The organism is Streptomyces sp. NPDC059718, assembly GCF_042733315.1.
Lineage (GTDB): Bacteria > Actinomycetota > Actinomycetes > Streptomycetales > Streptomycetaceae > Actinacidiphila.
In genome coordinates, this window is record NZ_JBHWGA010000046.1 from 1 (window position 1) to 16,584 (window position 16,584).

18 protein-coding genes are annotated in these 16,584 nt (G+C 72.1%); 12 read left to right on the forward strand and 6 right to left on the reverse strand.

The genetic code is table 11. The features are described 5' to 3' along the window. Positions 1 to 15 precede the first annotated feature (15 nt). Together ACFV3E_RS36235 and ACFV3E_RS36240 are read right to left on the reverse strand one after the other, a co-directional pair. Positions 16 to 387, reverse strand: a complete 372-nt coding sequence (locus ACFV3E_RS36235; RefSeq protein WP_500369838.1) for a peptidase inhibitor family I36 protein — start codon at positions 385 to 387, stop codon at positions 16 to 18. Positions 388 to 490: 103 nt separating this feature from the next. Then, positions 491 to 2,092: an MFS transporter gene (locus tag ACFV3E_RS36240; protein ID WP_500539145.1), complete on the reverse strand. Its 1,602-nt coding sequence runs from the start codon at positions 2,090 to 2,092 to the stop codon at positions 491 to 493. A 106-nt stretch (positions 2,093 to 2,198) separates the two neighbouring features. Here ACFV3E_RS36240 and ACFV3E_RS36245 point away from each other — a divergent pair, with 106 nt between their 5' ends. The 3 genes from ACFV3E_RS36245 to ACFV3E_RS36255 are packed head-to-tail and all read left to right on the forward strand — an operon-like array spanning position 2,199 to position 4,975. Next, positions 2,199 to 2,882: a TetR/AcrR family transcriptional regulator gene (locus ACFV3E_RS36245; RefSeq protein WP_500369836.1), complete on the forward strand. Its 684-nt coding sequence runs from the start codon at positions 2,199 to 2,201 to the stop codon at positions 2,880 to 2,882. A gap of 53 nt (positions 2,883 to 2,935) precedes the next feature. Next, positions 2,936 to 4,132, forward strand: coding sequence for an alpha/beta hydrolase (locus tag ACFV3E_RS36250; protein WP_500539147.1), 1,197 nt, complete (start codon positions 2,936 to 2,938; stop codon positions 4,130 to 4,132). A 54-nt stretch (positions 4,133 to 4,186) separates the two neighbouring features. After that, positions 4,187 to 4,975, forward strand: coding sequence for a DUF4429 domain-containing protein (locus ACFV3E_RS36255; RefSeq protein ID WP_500539149.1), 789 nt, complete (start codon positions 4,187 to 4,189; stop codon positions 4,973 to 4,975). Here ACFV3E_RS36255 and ACFV3E_RS36260 read toward each other — a convergent pair. Both ACFV3E_RS36260 and ACFV3E_RS36265 read right to left on the reverse strand, forming a co-directional pair. Next, entirely contained in the window at positions 4,936 to 5,955 is a 1,020-nt protein-coding gene (locus ACFV3E_RS36260; RefSeq protein ID WP_500539151.1) for an aldo/keto reductase, read from the reverse strand. The genes ACFV3E_RS36255 and ACFV3E_RS36260 overlap by 40 nt on opposite strands. Positions 5,956 to 5,960: 5 nt before the next feature. Beyond that, on the reverse strand, positions 5,961 to 6,422 hold the full coding sequence (locus ACFV3E_RS36265; RefSeq protein WP_499511695.1) for a MerR family transcriptional regulator: 462 nt from the start codon (positions 6,420 to 6,422) through the stop codon (positions 5,961 to 5,963). Between the two features lie 61 nt (positions 6,423 to 6,483). On the opposite strand from ACFV3E_RS36265, the gene ACFV3E_RS36270 reads away from it, so the two are divergent. Then, positions 6,484 to 7,302: a serine hydrolase domain-containing protein gene (locus ACFV3E_RS36270; RefSeq protein ID WP_500539153.1), complete on the forward strand. Its 819-nt coding sequence runs from the start codon at positions 6,484 to 6,486 to the stop codon at positions 7,300 to 7,302. On the opposite strand, the gene ACFV3E_RS36275 is transcribed toward ACFV3E_RS36270, so the two are convergent. Together ACFV3E_RS36275 and ACFV3E_RS36280 are read right to left on the reverse strand one after the other, a co-directional pair. Further along, the gene (locus ACFV3E_RS36275) at positions 7,274 to 7,996 is read right to left on the reverse strand and encodes a cache domain-containing protein (protein WP_500322084.1); all 723 of its coding nucleotides are present in this window, start codon (positions 7,994 to 7,996) and stop codon (positions 7,274 to 7,276) included. The genes ACFV3E_RS36270 and ACFV3E_RS36275 overlap by 29 nt on opposite strands. 46 nt (positions 7,997 to 8,042) lie before the next feature. After that, entirely contained in the window at positions 8,043 to 8,789 is a 747-nt protein-coding gene (locus tag ACFV3E_RS36280; RefSeq protein WP_500539155.1) for a FadR/GntR family transcriptional regulator, read from the reverse strand. A gap of 106 nt (positions 8,790 to 8,895) precedes the next feature. Between ACFV3E_RS36280 and ACFV3E_RS36285 the strand changes: the two genes are divergently transcribed. From ACFV3E_RS36285 to ACFV3E_RS36320, 8 genes are all read left to right on the forward strand, one after another. Next, positions 8,896 to 9,993: an ABC transporter ATP-binding protein gene (locus ACFV3E_RS36285; protein WP_500539157.1), complete on the forward strand. Its 1,098-nt coding sequence runs from the start codon at positions 8,896 to 8,898 to the stop codon at positions 9,991 to 9,993. Beyond that, a complete protein-coding gene (locus ACFV3E_RS36290) occupies positions 9,984 to 11,183 on the forward strand; it encodes an ABC transporter substrate-binding protein (protein ID WP_500369830.1) in 1,200 nt (399 codons plus the stop codon). The genes ACFV3E_RS36285 and ACFV3E_RS36290 overlap by 10 nt, the downstream gene beginning before the upstream one ends. A 7-nt stretch (positions 11,184 to 11,190) precedes the next feature. Then, positions 11,191 to 12,090, forward strand: coding sequence for an ABC transporter permease (locus tag ACFV3E_RS36295; RefSeq protein WP_500539159.1), 900 nt, complete (start codon positions 11,191 to 11,193; stop codon positions 12,088 to 12,090). Between the two features lie 10 nt (positions 12,091 to 12,100). Beyond that, on the forward strand, positions 12,101 to 12,916 hold the full coding sequence (locus ACFV3E_RS36300) for an ABC transporter permease (RefSeq protein WP_500539254.1): 816 nt from the start codon (positions 12,101 to 12,103) through the stop codon (positions 12,914 to 12,916). A gap of 65 nt (positions 12,917 to 12,981) precedes the next feature. Beyond that, positions 12,982 to 14,181, forward strand: coding sequence for a PucR family transcriptional regulator (locus tag ACFV3E_RS36305; RefSeq protein WP_500369829.1), 1,200 nt, complete (start codon positions 12,982 to 12,984; stop codon positions 14,179 to 14,181). A gap of 101 nt (positions 14,182 to 14,282) precedes the next feature. Then, entirely contained in the window at positions 14,283 to 15,218 is a 936-nt protein-coding gene (locus ACFV3E_RS36310; RefSeq protein WP_500539161.1) for an ACP S-malonyltransferase, read from the forward strand. 15 nt (positions 15,219 to 15,233) lie between these two features. After that, positions 15,234 to 16,265, forward strand: coding sequence for a ketoacyl-ACP synthase III (locus ACFV3E_RS36315; protein ID WP_500369827.1), 1,032 nt, complete (start codon positions 15,234 to 15,236; stop codon positions 16,263 to 16,265). Between the two features lie 73 nt (positions 16,266 to 16,338). After that, positions 16,339 to 16,584 carry an acyl carrier protein gene (locus ACFV3E_RS36320; protein WP_326576364.1) on the forward strand — a complete coding sequence of 82 codons (246 nt, stop codon included), beginning with the start codon at positions 16,339 to 16,341 and terminating at the stop codon, positions 16,582 to 16,584.

Below are 16,584 nucleotides of genomic sequence, written 5' to 3' on the forward strand. Positions count from 1 at the left end.
CCCCGCGGGCTGGTGTCACTGGTCGACGATCTGGAAGGCGCGGACCGTGTGCCGGGACTCCGGGACCCAGGTGCCGGACGGGAACGTCACGAAGTCGCCCTCGGTGGAGCACTCGGCGCTCTGATAGGTCGTCACGAGCTTGCGGGTCCGGTTGACGAACGACTTCGCGGACGTCCCGGGCGGCAGCGGCACGCAGGAGTTGACGTCGGTGTCGGCGAGCTCGTGGACCAGGCGCGCCCCGCGGTAGTCCGGTCTGCTCCACAGGCACAGCTCCCCGGGGTCGCAGCCGCCCGCGGGGGCGGCCGTCGCGTGCGGGGCCGGGGCGGCCAGGGCCGCGGCGGCCACGACGGCCGCGGTCAGGGCAAGGGTCAGGGCTGCACTGCGCATGTGGATCACTCCCCGTGGTGGTCGGAGCTCCACGGTGAACGGCGAGGCCCGGGGCCGCCAAGGGCCCCGGGCCTCGTTCACCCGGATAGGGAATCGTCCGGCGTCAGATGTGCACCCCGCCGCCGGCGGCGTCCGCGTTGACGCCGCGCTTGGTCAGGAAGGCGATGCCCGCCGCGAAGGCGGCCACGATGCCGGCGACGGTGAAGGCCAGCCCCATCCCCGAGAGGAAGGTCTCGTTGGTGATCTTCGTGATCACCGCGACGATCTCGGCCGGGGTGTCCTTGGCGACCGGCGGCACACCGACCACGACCGCGTCGGCGGCCTGCGCGGCCTGCTCGCCCTTGAGCGGGGGCAGCCCGGCCGCGGCCCACTTCTCGGGCAGCAGGCCGTCCACACGGGACGCCATGACCGTACCGAGGACGGCGGTGCCGAGACTGCCGCCGACCTGCATCGCGGAGCCCTGGAGGCCGCCGGCCACGCCGGACAGCTCCAGCGGCGCGTTGCCGACGATGACGTCGGTGGCGCCGACCATCACCGGGGCCAGGCCGAGGCCCAGCAGCGCGAACCACACGGACATGACCAGGGTGCCGGAGTCCGCCTCCAGGCCGGTCATCCCGAACATGGCGACCGCCGTGCACACCATGCCGCCGACCAGCGGCACCCGCGGGCCGAACTTGGTGATCAGCGCGCCGGCGACCGGCGAGCTGACGATCATCATCGCGGTGAGCGGCAGCAGGTGGACACCGCACTCCACCGCCGACATCCCGTGCACGTTCTGCAGGTAGAAGGTGACGAAGAACAGGCCGCCCAGGAAGGCGAAGGCCATCAGCACCATCAGCGCGGTACCCGCGGACAGCGGCACCGAGCGGAACATCCGCAGCGGGATCAGCGGCTCGGATGCCTTGGTCTCCCAGAACGCGAACAGGACGAACAGCAGCACCGAGCCGGCCAGGAAGCCCAGGGTCAGCGGGTCGCCCCAGCCCCACTCCGGAGCCTTGATCAGGCCCCACACCAGGCCGAACATCGCGCCGGAGAGCGCCAGGATGCCGGGGATGTCGAAGGACCGCGGCGCGTTCTCGGCCCGTACGTCCTTCAGGATGACCAGGCCCAGGACCAGCGCGACCAGACCCACGGGCACGTTGATGAAGAAGACCGACTCCCAGCTGACGTGCTCGACCAGCAGACCGCCCGCGATCGGCCCGGCGGCGGTGGAGGCACCGATGACCATGCCCCAGATGCCGATGGCCATGTTGAGCTTCTCGGCCGGGAAGGTGGCGCACAGCAGGCCGAGCGCGGCGGGCTGGAGCAGCGCGCCGAACACGCCCTGCAGGACGCGGAGCGCGATCACCATGCCGACGCCGCTGGACACGCCGATCAGACCGGAGGTGACGGCGAAGCCCGCGAGGCCGACGAGGAAGGTCTGCCGGTGCCCGAACCGGTCGCCGAGCTTGCCCGCGGTGATCAGCGAGACCGCCAGGGCCAGCATGTAGCCGGTGGTGATCCACTGGATCTGCTCGCGGGAGGCACCGAGGTCGGCCTGGATGGCCGGGTTGGCGACGGCGACGATCGTGCCGTCCAGGGCCACCACCATGACGCCGATGGCGACCGAGAACAGGGTCAGCCAGGGGTGGCCGCGCAGGGGCTTCTTGGAAGGCGCCGGTATCGAGTCCGGGCCCTTGTCGGTGACGACGGAGGCTTGGGTCATGGGCAAGAGATTATGTCAGCCCCTGACATTTGACCAAAGCAGTCATCCGTCGGTAACTGTCAGGAGGCACGCAAGTATCGTGGTGCCCCCTGGAGGTGGACGGCAGATGAAGCACGCGATGCGCGCGACGCCCGTGTGCGGACTGCGCGAACGCAAGAAGCAGCGGACGCGCGACGCGCTCATACGGGCCGCGATCGAGTTGTTCGTCCTCAAGGGGTACGAGCGCACGACCGTCGACGAGATCGCCGCCGAGGTGGAGGTCTCGCAGCGCACCTTCTTCCGCTACTTCGCCGGCAAGGAGGAGGTCGCGCTCGCGCTGGAGGACAGCGTCGAGGAGGCCTTCGTCACCGCGGTGGCCGAGCGGCCGGCCGGCGAACCGCCTTTCGTGGCGCTGCGCGCGGCGCTGGACGATTCCTGGCACAGCATCAGCGCCGTCATCGCCGCCGTCGTGCCGCTGTCCACGTACATGGCGATGTACCGGGTGATCGAGTCCACGCCGCCGCTGTTGTCAGCCCAGATGCGCCACTCGGCGCTCGTCGAGGAACGGCTCGCCTCGGTCATCGCCGCCCGCGAGGGCCTGGACCCGGCGGACCCGCGACCGCGGGTCCTGGTGGCGGCCGTCGGCGGGGTCATCCGGGTGGCCCAACGGCTGTGGGGCGACGGTGACGAGACCAGCGTGGAGTCCATCCGCCGGATCACCGAGGAACACCTTGACCTGCTGGTCCCGGTCCTGGCACAACCGTGGGCCGAACACGAGGGTGTGTCCGGAATCTCCTTGTTCCAAACGTGACTTGGGTCACGGGGTGCGCAGGGGATCTCCGGCGTCTCCTAGGGTGTCCCCCAGTGAACCTCGTCGACGAGCGCTTCAGCTCCCCCTCCCTGCGCGCCCTGCTGGCCCTGGCCGTGGTCTTCGTGATGCTGGCGACCACCGGCTGGACCGCGCTGCGCCACCACAAGGGCGGCGGGGACGCGCTGGCGGTGGCCACGGCCGCGTGGCGGCACGGCTCGGTGGGCGGGCGTCCGCTTCCCGACCCCCAGGCGGCCCCCGGCGTCATCGCGCGCTTCTTCGCCTCGGTCGGGCCGGACGGGGCCAAGCGGCTCGCCGTCCGCTACCCGCTCGTCGTCGGCAACCTCAACGGCGCCCCGATCGCCCTGCGTTACCAGGCCAACCGGCGCTCGCTCGGCACGGCCCGCGCCCAGGAGACCGCCCGCTCGCACAGCTCCCTGCTGACCGCCGAGGGCCGCCAGGACGCCGCGCAGCGCGCCGAGCGGTACGCCTCCCTGCTCGACGGCGGCCGGCAGATCCTCGCCTTCGACCCCACCGGCCGCGGCCGGGCCGCCGAGGTCTTCGGCGATCTCGGCACCGCCGAACGGGTGTCGCTCGTCGTGCCCGGGGTCGACACCGACGTGCTCTCCTTCGAACGCGAGGACGATCCGACGCGCGCCCCCGTCGGCATGGCCCGCTCGCTGTACGCGGCCGAGCACGCCGCCGCCCCGCACACGCGCACGGCCGTCGTCGCCTGGGCCGACTACACCACCCCGCAGGGCGTCGGCCTGGACGCATCCACCGGGGAACTGGCGGAGCAGGGCGCCGTCCGGCTGGCCGCGCTCGTGCGGGCGCTGCCGGCGCGCGGCAGCGTCTCGCTGTTCTGCCACTCCTACGGCTCGGTGCTGTGCGGTGTCGCCGCCCCGGACCTGCCGTCCGGCAGGGTCTCCGACATCACCGTCTTCGGCAGCCCCGGCATGCGGGTGGACAAGGCGGCCGACCTGGGCACGGCCGCCCGGGTGTGGGCCACCCGCGACAGCACCGACTGGATCGGCGACGTGCCGCACATGGAGTTCGCCGGGCTCGGCCACGGCGCCGACCCCGTCTCCCGGTCCTTCGGCGCCCGCGTGGTGACCTCCGAGGACGCCGAGGGACACGCGGGCTACTTCCGCTCCGGCACCGACAGCCTCGCCAACTTCACCAGCATCGCCCTCGGCCGCTACCCGGACGTCCGGTGCGCCGGCGGCAGCCAGTGCACGGCGGACGTGGCCTAGTCCGGCCGCGCCCGGCCGGTTCCCGAAACGGCGACGCGGCCTACGATGACCCGTATGGGTGACGTATTGGCCGGATCCAACGCCGTATGGGAGTTCGATGCCGATGCGGTGCTCATCCGTTACGAGCGGGGGATGCGCAACTCGAAGCTGCTGCAGACCCTGGGGCGGCGGCGTGTCCCCTACGAGGCCCTCGCGGGCGTCGAACTGGTCCCGGGGCGGCGCGGCGCCATCGCGCTGCGCATGCTCCCGCGGCGGGGCGCCGATCCGCTGATGGAGGCCGCGAAGGGCCAGCTCAAGGAGACCGCCGACCCCTACCGCCTGGTGCTGCCCGCCGAGCGGGAACTGCTCGCCGAGTACTACGCCGGGGAACTGCTGTCCGCGATCGCGACGGCCGGCGGCGGCGCGGACGCGGAACCCGCCCCGCGCCACCTGGTGGACGCGCCGTCCGCGCCCCTGTCGTTCAAGGCGTACGACGGCAAGGCCTCCTTCGACGGCGGGACGGTGTCCTTCCGCTGGTTCTGGACGGGCGCCTCGACGGCCAAGTGGAAGGCCGGCGACCAGCACTTCCCGGTCGACGGGCTGTCCGGGGTCGACTGGCGCTCCCCCGAGATGCTCGGCGGCCACCTGCGGCTGCTGCCGCGCGACGCCGACGGCCACCGCTCAGGCAACCCCGACGACGACCCGGCGACCGTCGTGTTCGGCCTCGGGTACGGCCTCGTCCACGAGTCGCTGCCGCTGGCGGCGGCGGTCCTCGCGGCGGTCCAGCGGGCCGCGCGGACGCGGCCCGCCCTGGACCGGGACGGCTACTCGCGCGCCGCCGACGTGGACGACATGTCCGGGTAGCGGTCCCCCGCGACCTGCCCGGCGATCGGTTCCAGCCGGCCCAGCTCGGTCCCGTCCAAGGCGATCCGGGTGGCGGCGGTGTTCTCCCGCAGGCGCTCGGCCTTGCGGGTGCCCGGGATCGGCACGACGGTCAGCCCGTGGACCTGCGCCCGCTGCTGCACCCAGGCCAGGGCGATCTGGGCGGGTGTGGCGCCGTGCGCCTCGGCGACCCGGCGCAGCGGCTCCAGCAGGTCGAGGTTGCGCTTGGCGTTCTCCCCGGAGAAGCGCGGCTGGTACTGGCGGAAGTCGTCCGCCGACAGCTGGGAGGCGTCCTGGAAGGAGCCGGTCAGGAAGCCGCGGCCCAGCGGGGAGTACGGCACGAGTGCCACCCCCAGCTCGGCGGCGGCACCGGTCAGCGAGATCTCGACGTCCCGGCTGAACAGCGACCACTCCGACTGCACGGCAGCGATCGGGTGCACGGCGTGCGCCTCGCGCAGCTCGGCCCCGGTCACCTCGGACAGGCCCAGGTGCTTCACCTTGCCGGCCCGCACCAGCTCGGCCATCGCGCCGACGGACTCGGCCAGCGGCACGGCGGGGTCGCGGCGGTGCATGTAGTACAGGTCGATGACGTCCACGCCGAGGCGGCGCAGGCTGCCGTCGACGGCCTCCCGGATGTACTCCGGGTCGTTGCGAACCCCCCGGTACCGCGCGTCGTCGGCCTTCCGCTCTATGCCGAACTTGGTGGCGAGGGTGATCTCGTCCCGGTGCCCGCGCACGAAGGGGGCGATGAACTCCTCGTTGGCGCCCAGGCCGTACACGTCGGCCGTGTCGAAGAGCGTGACCCCGAGGTCCAGCGCCGCGTCGAGGGTGGCGCGGGCGGCGGCCTCGTCGGTGGGACCGTAGAACTCGCTCATGCCCATGCAGCCCAGGCCCTGCACGCCGACCAGGGGGCCGCCGGTGCCGAGCGTGACCTTGGCGATCGGTTCGATGTTGTCGCTCATGCCGTTCATGCCCTCTCCGACGCCCGGCGGGCGTCAGCGTAGGTGTCGATCTTGTGGTCGAGGACCGCGAGGGTGTCCTGCAGCTCGGCGATCCGCCGCAGCACGTCGCGCCGGGTCGACTCCAGCAGCTCCTGGCGCTGGGGGAAGGTGTGCTCCCCCAGCCGCACCAGCTCGGCGTAGCGGACCATGTCCGCGACCGGCATCCCGGTCAGCCGCAGCTTGCCGACGAAGCCCAGCCAGTCGAGGTCGCGGTTGGTGAAGCGGCGCTGCCCGGTGTGGGAGCGGTCGACGTGCGGCATCAGCCCGATCCGCTCGTACCAGCGCAGCGTGTGCGCGCTCAGCCCGGTGAAGGCCGCCACCTCGCTGATCGTGTAGCGGTCCCGGCCGTCCGGGAGGGGGTGCCGCGGCTCGTCGGCGCAGCTGTGTACGCTGCCGGGCTTGCTCTTGGCCACCTGCGTCACGGTCATGGGGTCCACGCTAAAACCCTGGAGTGCACTCCAGGCAAGGCCATTCGTTAGGCTCACGCCCATGCGGAGCCTGAACAGCCTGAGCGCGATCGAGAACTGGCCTGTCCCGACGGCCGCGGCGGCGGTCGTCCGCCGTGACGGCACGGTCCTGGGAGCGTACGGCGGGACCGGGCGGCGCTTCCGGCTGGCCTCGGTGACCAAGCCGCTGTCCGCCTACGCGGCGCTGGTCGCGGTCGAGGAGGGCGCGGTCGAGCTGGACGAACCGGCCGGCCCCGAGGGCTCGACCGTACGGCACCTGCTCGCCCACACCTCCGGCCTGGCCTTCGACGAGCACCGGGTGATGGCGGCCCCCGGCACGCGGCGGATCTACTCCAACGCGGGCTTCGACGCGCTGGCGGACCACATCGCCAAGGCCACCGGGATCCCCTTCGCCGAGTACCTGCGGCAGGCGGTGCTGGAGCCGCTCGGCATGCACGCCACCGACTGCCCGGGCTCGGCCGGCGCGGGCGCCGTCTCCACCGTCGACGACCTGGTCCGCTTCGCCGCCGAGCTGCAGGCACCGCGGCTGCTGGCCCCGGAGACCGTCGCCGCGGCGACCTCCGTCGCCTTCCCCGGTCTCAAGGGCGTGCTGCCCGGCTACGGCGGCCAGAACCCCAACGACTGGGGCCTGGGATTCGAGATCCGGGACCACAAGTCCCCGCACTGGACGGGCGCCTCGTCCTCCCCGCGCACCTTCGGCCACTTCGGCCAGTCCGGCACCTTCCTGTGGGTCGACCCCGACGCCGGCGCCGCCTGCGTCGTCCTGACGGACCGTGACTTCGGCGAGTGGGCCCTGCCGTTGTGGCCGGCGCTCACGGAGGCGGTGCTGGCAGAGCTGTGACCAGCGTCAGCGGGATCGGTCCGCAGGACCGGCCGCTGACGCTGCGCAGGAGCGAGCCGGCCAGGTGCCGGGGGTCGGTGGAGGCGGCGACCCGGCCGCGGGCGTTGACCAGGGCGGCCGGCGCGGGCAGCCGGCGCAGCAGGGGCAGTACGGCGGCCTCGAAGTGGCGCAGGTAGACGTCGGCGGCGGCGACGCCGAGGAAGCGGCCGCCGTGCTGGACCGGCACCGACAGGGTGAGGCTGTACTCGTCGGAGCACAGGTAGTCCACGTACGGTCCGGCCACGGCGCGTTCCCCGGTGGCGCGGGGCAGGGCGAACCAGTCCCAGTGGGTGTAGTCGGAGTAGGCCGAGGTGCCCGGGTCGAGGTCGGGCAGGAGCGGCCGCAGCCCGTCCTCCCCGTGGTTCTGCCACCACTCCAGCCAGGCCGGTACGTCGCCGAGCAGCCCGGGTTCCGCGATGAAGCCGATGCCGGAGATCAGGTCGTGCCGGCGCCGCAGCCGCTCGTGCAGCAGCGGGCGCAGGGCGGCGAGGTCGGCGGTGGTCGGGGCCCGGCCGGCGGCGCGGACCGCGGCGATGGCGGTGGTGCGCTCGGCGACCTGGGCGACGGCGGCGAAGACGTCCTCCAGGGTGCCGCGGACCCGGTCCACGACGTCGGCGACGACGCTGTCGACCAAGGCGGTTGAGCTGACGGCCACGGCGGCTGCCTCCGGTGCGGGAGGACGGGTGGTGCGGACGCCCGGGTCAGCCGTCGACGGTCAGACGCAGTCCGATCAGGCGCTCCATCGCGTCCTGCACCCGCCGTTCGGCCAGGGACCGGGCCAGCTCCGCGTCGCCGTCGCGCACGGCGCTGAGCAGCGCGCGGTGCAGCTCGACGACCGCCGTGCGGGCGTCGTCCTCCCCGAGTGCGAGACAGATTAGCGCTCCGATCTCCGCCTGGATACGGATCTCCTCCTTGGTGAGACGGGCCGACTGGGCGGCCGCGGCGAGCTCCACGTGGAGCCTGCCGTAGACGCGGCCGCGGGCGGCGAGGTCGCCGGCGGCCTCGAACTCCTCCAGGGAGCGTTCCAGCGGGGCGAGGTCCGCGGGCTCGGTGCGCCGGGCGGCCAGCCGGGCGGCGGTGCCGGCGACGGCGGCCCAGTGGTCGGCGAGGTCGCGCAGTTCCTCGGTGCTCCAGTCGGCCAGCCGGTGGCCGAGCCGGGCGGTGCGCGGCTGGTCGGGGGCGGTGACGAAGCTGCCGCCGCCGCGGCCGCGGCGGGTGGTGACCAGTCCCTGCTGGCGCAGGGCCATGAGGGCCTCGCGCAAGGTCACGGTGGAGACACCGAGGCGGGTGGCGAGCTCGCTCTCACCGGGGAGCTGCTCGCCGTCGGCGAGCAGGCCCAGTTCGATGGCGTCCGCGAGGCGCCGTACGACCGCGTCGACCCGGGCGAGGTTGCCGACCGGTGCGAAGACGGCGTGCAGTGCGCCATTCGAAAGTTTGCTCACCCGCACACCTTCTCACTTGGGGAAAGTTTTACCCCGGCTGGGCCTTGTCCTCTGAACTATAACTTCATAGGTTTTTGATCAACGAGCCGGCGAAGAGAAGGGTTCCCCGCCGATGGAGGGAACGGCCAAGGAAACGGACACCGGGACGCCCGCGGTACGCCTGCGGGACCTGCGCAAGTCCTTCGGCCAGGTGCACGCGGTCGCCGGGGTGGACCTGGAGATCGCCGACGGCGAGTTCTTCTCGATGCTGGGCCCCTCCGGTTCCGGCAAGACCACGGTGCTGCGGATGGTCGCGGGTTTCGAGGCCCCCACCGCCGGCACCGTGGAGCTGGCCGGCCGGGACGTCACCCGGCTCGCCCCCTTCGAGCGGGACGTCAACACCGTCTTCCAGGACTACGCGCTCTTCCCGCACATGACGGTGGAGCAGAACGTCGCCTACGGCCTGAAGGTGCGCAAGGTGCCCAAGGCGGAACGGACCGAGCGCGCCCGCGCGGCGCTCGCCTCGGTCCGGCTGGAGGGGTTCGGCGGGCGCCGTCCGCGGCAGCTGTCCGGCGGCCAGCGGCAGCGCGTCGCACTGGCCCGTGCCCTGGTGGGGCGTCCCCGGGTGCTGCTGCTCGACGAGCCGCTGGGGGCGCTCGACCTCAAGCTGCGCGAGCAGATGCAGGTCGAACTGAAGGCGATCCAGCGCGAGGTGGGCATCACCTTCGTCTTCGTCACCCACGACCAGGAGGAGGCGCTGACCCTCAGCGACCGGATCGCGGTCTTCAACGGGGGCCGGATCGAGCAGATCGGCACCCCCGCCGAGGTGTACGAGCGGCCGGCCACGCCCTTCGTCGCCGGCTTCGTCGGCACCTCCAACCTGCTGACCGACGACACCGGGACGTACAGCGTCCGCCCGGAGAAGATCCGCCTGCTGGGCCCCGGCGCTCCCACCGGCCCCTCGGATGCCCCGGGCACCTCGGACGCCCCGGACGACGGGCTGCGCACCGTCTCCGGCACCGTCGCCGAGGTCATCTACCTCGGCGACACCACGCGCTTCCTCGTCGACCTCGACGAGGGCGGCCGGCTGACCGCCCTGCAGCAGAACCAGGAGACCTCCTCGGCCGACGTCGCCGCCTACCGGGGAACCCGTGTCCGCCTCCAGTGGCACCGCCGGCACAACGTCACCGTCCAGTCCCCCCACCCGGAAACGGAGTCCACGTGCGTCTGACCCGTGCCCTCGCAGCCTGTACCGTCCTGGCCCTGGCCACCGCCTGCGGCGGGTCGTCCTCCCCCGGCAAGGGCGCCGGCTCCTCCGGCGGCGCCTTCACCCCGCCCAAGCTCAGCGCGCCCAAGGCCCTGGGCAAGACCGAGGGCGCGGTCAACCTGATCGCCTGGGCCGGCTACGCCGAGGACGGCTCCAACGACAAGTCCGTCGACTGGGTGACCCCGTTCGAGAAGGAGACCGGCTGCCAGGTCAACACCAAGGTCGCGGGGACCTCCGACGAGATGGTCAGCCTGATGAAGACCGGCCAGTACGACGCCGTCTCGGCCTCCGGCGACGCCTCGCTGCGCCTCATCGCCTCGGGCGACGCGGCGCCGGTCAACACCGACCTGGTCCCCAACTACAAGGACGTCTTCGCCAGCCTGAAGATGCAGAAGTGGAACTCGGTGGACAAGGTCGCCTACGGCATCCCGCACGGCCGCGGCGCCAACCTGCTGATGTACCGCACCGACAAGGTCTCCCCGGCCCCCACCTCCTGGTCGGCGGTCTTCGACAAGGCCTCCCCCTACAAGGGCCACGTCACCGCGTACGACTCCGCCATCTACATCGCGGACGCCGCGCTCTACCTGATGAAGACCAAGCCGGAGCTGGGGATCAAGGACCCGTACGCGCTGGACCAGAAGCAGTTCGACGCCTCCGTCGCCCTGCTGAAGGAGCAGAACGCGGACGTCGGCGAGTACTGGAGCGACTACCTGAAGGAGATCTCCGCCTTCAAGAGCGGCGACTCCGTCATCGGCACCAGCTGGCAGGTCATCGCCAACCTCGCCAAGGCCGAGAAGGCGCCGGTCGAGGCGGTCCTGCCGAGCGAGGGCGCCACCGGCTGGTCCGACACCTGGATGGTCTCGGCCAAGGCCCAGCACCCCAACTGCGCCTACAAGTGGCTGGACTGGATCGTCTCGCCGAAGGTGAACGCCCAGGTCGCCGAGTGGTTCGGCGAGGCCCCGGCGAACGAGAAGTCCTGCGCCCTGACCACGGACAAGAACCACTGCACGGTCTTCCACGCGGCCGACGAGCCGTACTGGAAGCAGGTCCACTTCTGGAACACGCCCATCCCGCAGTGCCTGGACGGCCGCACCGACGTCCGTTGCGTGCCGTACGCCAAGTGGGTCCAGGCCTGGACCGAGATCAAGGGCTGAGCCGTCCGTGACGACCCCGTCCACCCCGTCCACCACGACGAGCGGCGCCCTCGGGCGGCGGCTTGCAGGTTCCCTGCACCGCCGCCCGCGGCTGCGGCTGTCGCTGCTGCTGTCCGCCCCGCTGCTGTGGCTGGTCCTCGCCTACCTCGGCTCGCTGGCCGCGCTCTTCCTCTCCGCGTTCTGGACGACCGACGCCTTCACCTCCGACGTCGTCAAGGTCTGGAGCACCGACAACTTCCGCACCGTCCTGACCACGGACGTCTACCGGGACGTCGCCCTGCGCAGCGTCGGCGTCGCGGTCGCGGTGACGGTCATCGACATCGTCATCGCCTTCCCGATCGCCTTCTACACCGCCCGGGTCGCCGCCCCGAGGTACCGGCACCTGCTGGTCGTGGCCGTGCTCACCCCGCTGTGGGCCAGCTACCTGGTCAAGGCCTACGCCTGGCGGATCATGCTCTCCGAGAACGGGCCGCTGGACTGGGCACTGAGGCCGCTCGGCCTGGACGGACCCGGCTACGGCCTGCCCGCGACGATCATGGTGCTGGCCTACCTGTGGCTGCCGTACATGATCCTGCCGGTCCACGCCGGGCTGGAGCAGCTGCCGGCCAGCCTGCTGGACGCCTCCGCCGACCTCGGGGCCCGCACCTGGCGCACCTTCCGGTCCGTGGTGCTGCCGATGGTGCTGCCGTCGGTCGCGGCCGGCTCGGTCTTCACCTTCTCGCTCAGCCTCGGCGACTACATCGCCGTGCAGATCGTCGGCGGCAAGACCCAGCTGATCGGCAACGTCGTCTACTCCAACATCACCCTCGACCTGCCGCTCGCCGCCGCGCTGGGCACCGTGCCGGTCGCGGTCATCGTCGTCTACCTGCTGGCCATGCGGCGCACCGGCGCGCTCCAGAGTCTGTGAGGCCGTGACCATGCAACTCTCCCGTCCCGCCCGCATCGTCCTGCGCGTCGCGGCCGCGCTGGGCTTCACCGTCATCTACGTGCCGCTGCTCCTCGTGCTGCTCAACTCCTTCAACGCCGCCCGCGGCTTCGGCTGGCCCCCCTCGGGCCTGACCCTGCACTGGTGGGCCGACGCGTGGCACAGCTCCGGTGCCCGCTCCGCGCTGTGGACCTCGGTGAAGGCGGGCCTGGGCGCGACCGCGGTCTCCCTGGTGCTGGGCACCCTGCTCGCCTTCGCGGTCTCCCGGTACCGCTTCTTCGGGCGGGAGGCGCTCTCCTTCGTCGTCGTGCTGCCGATCGCGCTGCCCGGCATCGTCACGGGCATCGCCCTGAACACCGCGTTCCGCACGGTGCTGGAGCCGCTCGGCGTCGGGCTGGGCCTGTTCACGGTCGTCGTCGGCCACGCCACCTTCTGCGTCGTGGTGGTCTTCAACAACGTCGTGGCCCGGCTGCGGCGCACCTCCGGCTCGTACGAGGAGGCGGCGATGGACCTGGGGGCCGACACCTTCCAGGTCTTCCGCGACATCACCTTCCCGCTGGTGCGCACGGCGCTGCTGGCGGGCGGGCTGCTCGCCTTCGCCCTCTCCTTCGACGAGATCGTCGTCACCACCTTCACCGCGGGTCCCGGCATCCAGACCCTCCCCGTGTGGATCTTCGGCAACATGGCCAGGCCGCAGCAGGCGCCCGTCGTCAACGTCGTGGCCGCCGTCCTGGTCGCCGCGTCGGTGATCCCGGTCTACCTCGCCCAGCGGCTGTCCGCGGACTCCGCCGCGGGAGGCCGTATCTGAGCCACGGGTGCGCGGAGCCGAGGGGTCCGTGCCATGCATCCGCCCGGATAAGGCAGGCTTGTACCGTGCCAGAACCCGCGCTGAACGCATTCGACCCCGCCCGCGACCACCCCCACTCCGCCACGCTGAGGAGGCTGGAGAAGTCCTCGGGGCGCCTGGCGGCGGCCGCGATCGCGCGGATGGACGGGCAGCTGCCCTGGTACCGGGCCATGCCCCCGGAGAACCGCTCGTGGATCGGGCTGGTGGCGCAGGCGGGCATCGCGGCCTTCACGGAGTGGTTCCGCCACCCCGAGACCCCGCAGGCGATCAGCACCGACGTCTTCGGCACCGCCCCGCGGGAGCTGACCCGGGCGATCTCGCTGCGCCAGACGGTGGAGATGGTGCGCACCACCATCGAGGTCATGGAGGCGGCGATCGACGAGGTCGCGGCCCCCGGCGACGAGTCGGTGCTGCGCGAGGCGCTGCTGGTGTACGCGCGGGAGATCGCCTTCGCGACGGCCCAGGTCTACGCCCAGGCCGCCGAGGCGCGCGGCGCCTGGGACGCGCGGCTGGAGTCCCTGGTGGTCAACGCGGTGCTGTCCGGGGAGGCGGACGAGGGCGTGCTGTCCCGGGCGGCGGCGCTCGGCTGGAGCTCCCCCGACAAGATCGCGGTGGTGCTGGGCACGGCACCCAACGGCGACAGCGAGCTCACCGTCGAGGCGATCCGGCGGGCGGCGCGGCACGCCAAGCTGCAGGTGCTCACCGGGGTGCTCGGCGACCGGCTGATCGTGGTCGCGGGCGGCGACGGGGATCCGCTGCGGGTGGCCAAGGCGCTGATCGGGCCGTTCGCCGCGGGGCCGGTCGTGGCCGGGCCCGTGGTGGGCGACCTGCTGGCGGCGTCGAAGTCCGCGCAGGCCGCGGCGGCGGGCCTGCGGGCGTGTGCGGCCTGGCCCGACGCGCCGCGTCCGGTGCTCTCCGACGACCTGCTCCCGGAGCGTGCGATGGCGGGCGACCGACACGCCCGCGATCAGTTGGTGGAGGAGATCTACAGGCCGTTGGAGGAAGCTGGTTCGGCACTGCTTGAGACTCTGTCCGTCTACCTCGAACAGGCCTCGTCGCTGGAAGGGGCCGCCCGGATGTTGTTCGTTCACCCCAACACCGTTCGCTACCGGCTTCGACGTGTGACGGACGTCACCGGCTGGTCGCCGTCGGACGTGCGCTCCGCATTCACCCTACGTATCGCGCTCATCCTGGGCCGGCTCTCCGACGCGGGGCACACACCGTAGATACGATCAGGGCCTTTGTGGGACACCAACAAATCGCCCGTCGGTTCTTGGTCCCTGTCCCCACGGGCGGGGATCACCTCGCTCAAGAGAGAGTTGAAAGCGTGCTCGTACTCGTCGCTCCCGGCCAGGGTGCCCAGGCCCCCGGCTTCCTGAACCCCTGGCTCGAACTCCCCGGTGTCGCCGACCGTCTCGCCGGTCTGTCCTCGACCGCCGGGCTCGACCTCGCCCACTTCGGCACCAAGGCCGAGGCCGAGGAGATCCGTGACACCGCCGTCGCCCAGCCCCTGCTGGTCGCGGCCGGCCTGGTCGCGGCGGAGCAGTTGTTCGGCGACCCGGCCGCCGCGCGTTCCGCGCTGGGCGCCGTGGCCGGTCACAGCGTCGGAGAGATCACGGCGGCGGCCGTCGGCGGCGTGCTGAGCGCGGAAGCGGCGATGACCTTCGTCCGCACCCGCAGCACCGCCATGGCCCAGGCCGCGGCCATCACCGAGACCGGCATGTCGGCCGTGCTCGGCGGCGACCCGGACCTGGTCGTCGCCCACCTGGGGAACCTCGGCCTCACCCCGGCGAACATCAACGGCGCCGGTCAGATCGTGGCGGCCGGCACGGCCAAGCAGCTCGCGGAGCTGACCGCGGACAAGCCGGAGAAGGCGCGGGTCATCCCGCTGAAGGTGGCGGGCGCGTTCCACACCCACCACATGGCCCCGGCCGTGGCGGTGCTGGAGGAGCTGGCGCAGACGCTGCAGGTCTCCGACCCCGCGCTGCCGTACGTGTCCAACACCGACGGTGCGGTCGTCGCCTCCGGCGCCGAGATCGTCTCCCGCCTGGTGACGCAGGTGTCCAACCCGGTGCGCTGGGACCTGTGCATGGAGACCTTCAAGGACATGGGCGTCACCGCGATCATCGAGCTGGTTCCGGGTGGCACCCTGGTGGGACTGGCCAAGCGCGCGCTGCCCGGCGTCGCGACCCTGGCCCTGAAGACCCCGGACGACCTCGACGCCGCCCGCGCGATCGTGGCCGAGCACGGCCCCCAGGAATAAGGAGTCCCCGCAGACATGGCGAAGATCAGGCCCAGCAAGGGCTCCCCGTACGCGCGCATCATGGGCGTCGGCGGCTACCGGCCGACCCGGGTGGTGCCCAACGAGGTGATCCTGGAGACCATCGACTCCAGCGACGAGTGGATCCGCTCCCGCTCCGGCATCGCCTCCCGGCACTGGGCCGGCCCGGACGAGACGGTCGCCGAGATGTCGGTCATCGCGGCGGGCAAGGCCATCGCCGACGCGGGGATCTCGGCCGAGGACATCGGGGGCGTCATCGTCGCCACCGTCTCCCACTTCAAGCAGACCCCGGCCGTCGCGACCGAGATCGCGCACCGCATCGGCGCCGGCAAGCCGGCCGCGTTCGACATCTCGGCGGGCTGCGCGGGCTTCACGTACGCCGTGACCCTCGCCAAGGGCATGGTCACCGAGGGCAGCGCCAAGCACGTCCTGGTGATCGGCGTCGAGCGGCTGAGCGACCTCACGGACAAGACGGACCGCGCCACCGCCTTCCTCTTCGGCGACGGCGCCGGCGCGGTCATCATCGGCCCGGCCGACGAGCCGGAGATCGGCCCGACCGTCTGGGGCTCGGAGGGCGACAAGTCCAACACCATCACCCAGACCGTGGCGTGGGACCGCTTCCGTGTGGGCGACGTCGCGCAGCTGCCGGTGGACGAGAACGGGGAGCTGAAGTTCCCCGCGATCACCCAGGAGGGCCAGACGGTCTTCCGCTGGGCGGTGTTCGAGATGGCCAAGGTGGCCCAGGAGGCGCTGGACGCCGCCGGGATCACCGCGGACGACCTGGACGTCTTCATCCCGCACCAGGCCAACATGCGCATCATCGACTCGATGATCAAGGCGCTCAAGCTGCCGGAGCACGTCGCGGTCGCCCGCGACATCGAGACCACCGGCAACACCTCCGCCGCGTCGATCCCGCTCGCGATGGAGCGCCTGCTCGCCACCGGACAGGCGAAGAGCGGCGACACGGCCCTGATCATCGGTTTCGGGGCGGGGCTCGTCTACGCCGCCACTGTCGTTACCCTCCCCTAGGCAACACTCACGCGGCGCGCACTCCCGCCCGCCGCAGCCCGTAGTAACCAGCACGAAGAAGGAGAGCGCCGCCATGGCCACCCAGGAAGAGATCGTCGAAGGTCTCGCGGAGATCGTGAACGAGATCGCCGGCATCCCGACCGAGGACGTCCAGCTGGACAAGTCCTTCACCGACGACCTGGACGTCGACTCGCTGTCCATGGTCGAGGTCGTCGTCGCCGCCGAGGAGCGCTTCGAGGTCAAGATCCCGGACGACGACGTCAAGCAGCTGAAGACCGTCGGCGACGCCGTCGACTACATCCTCAAGGCCCAGGGCTGA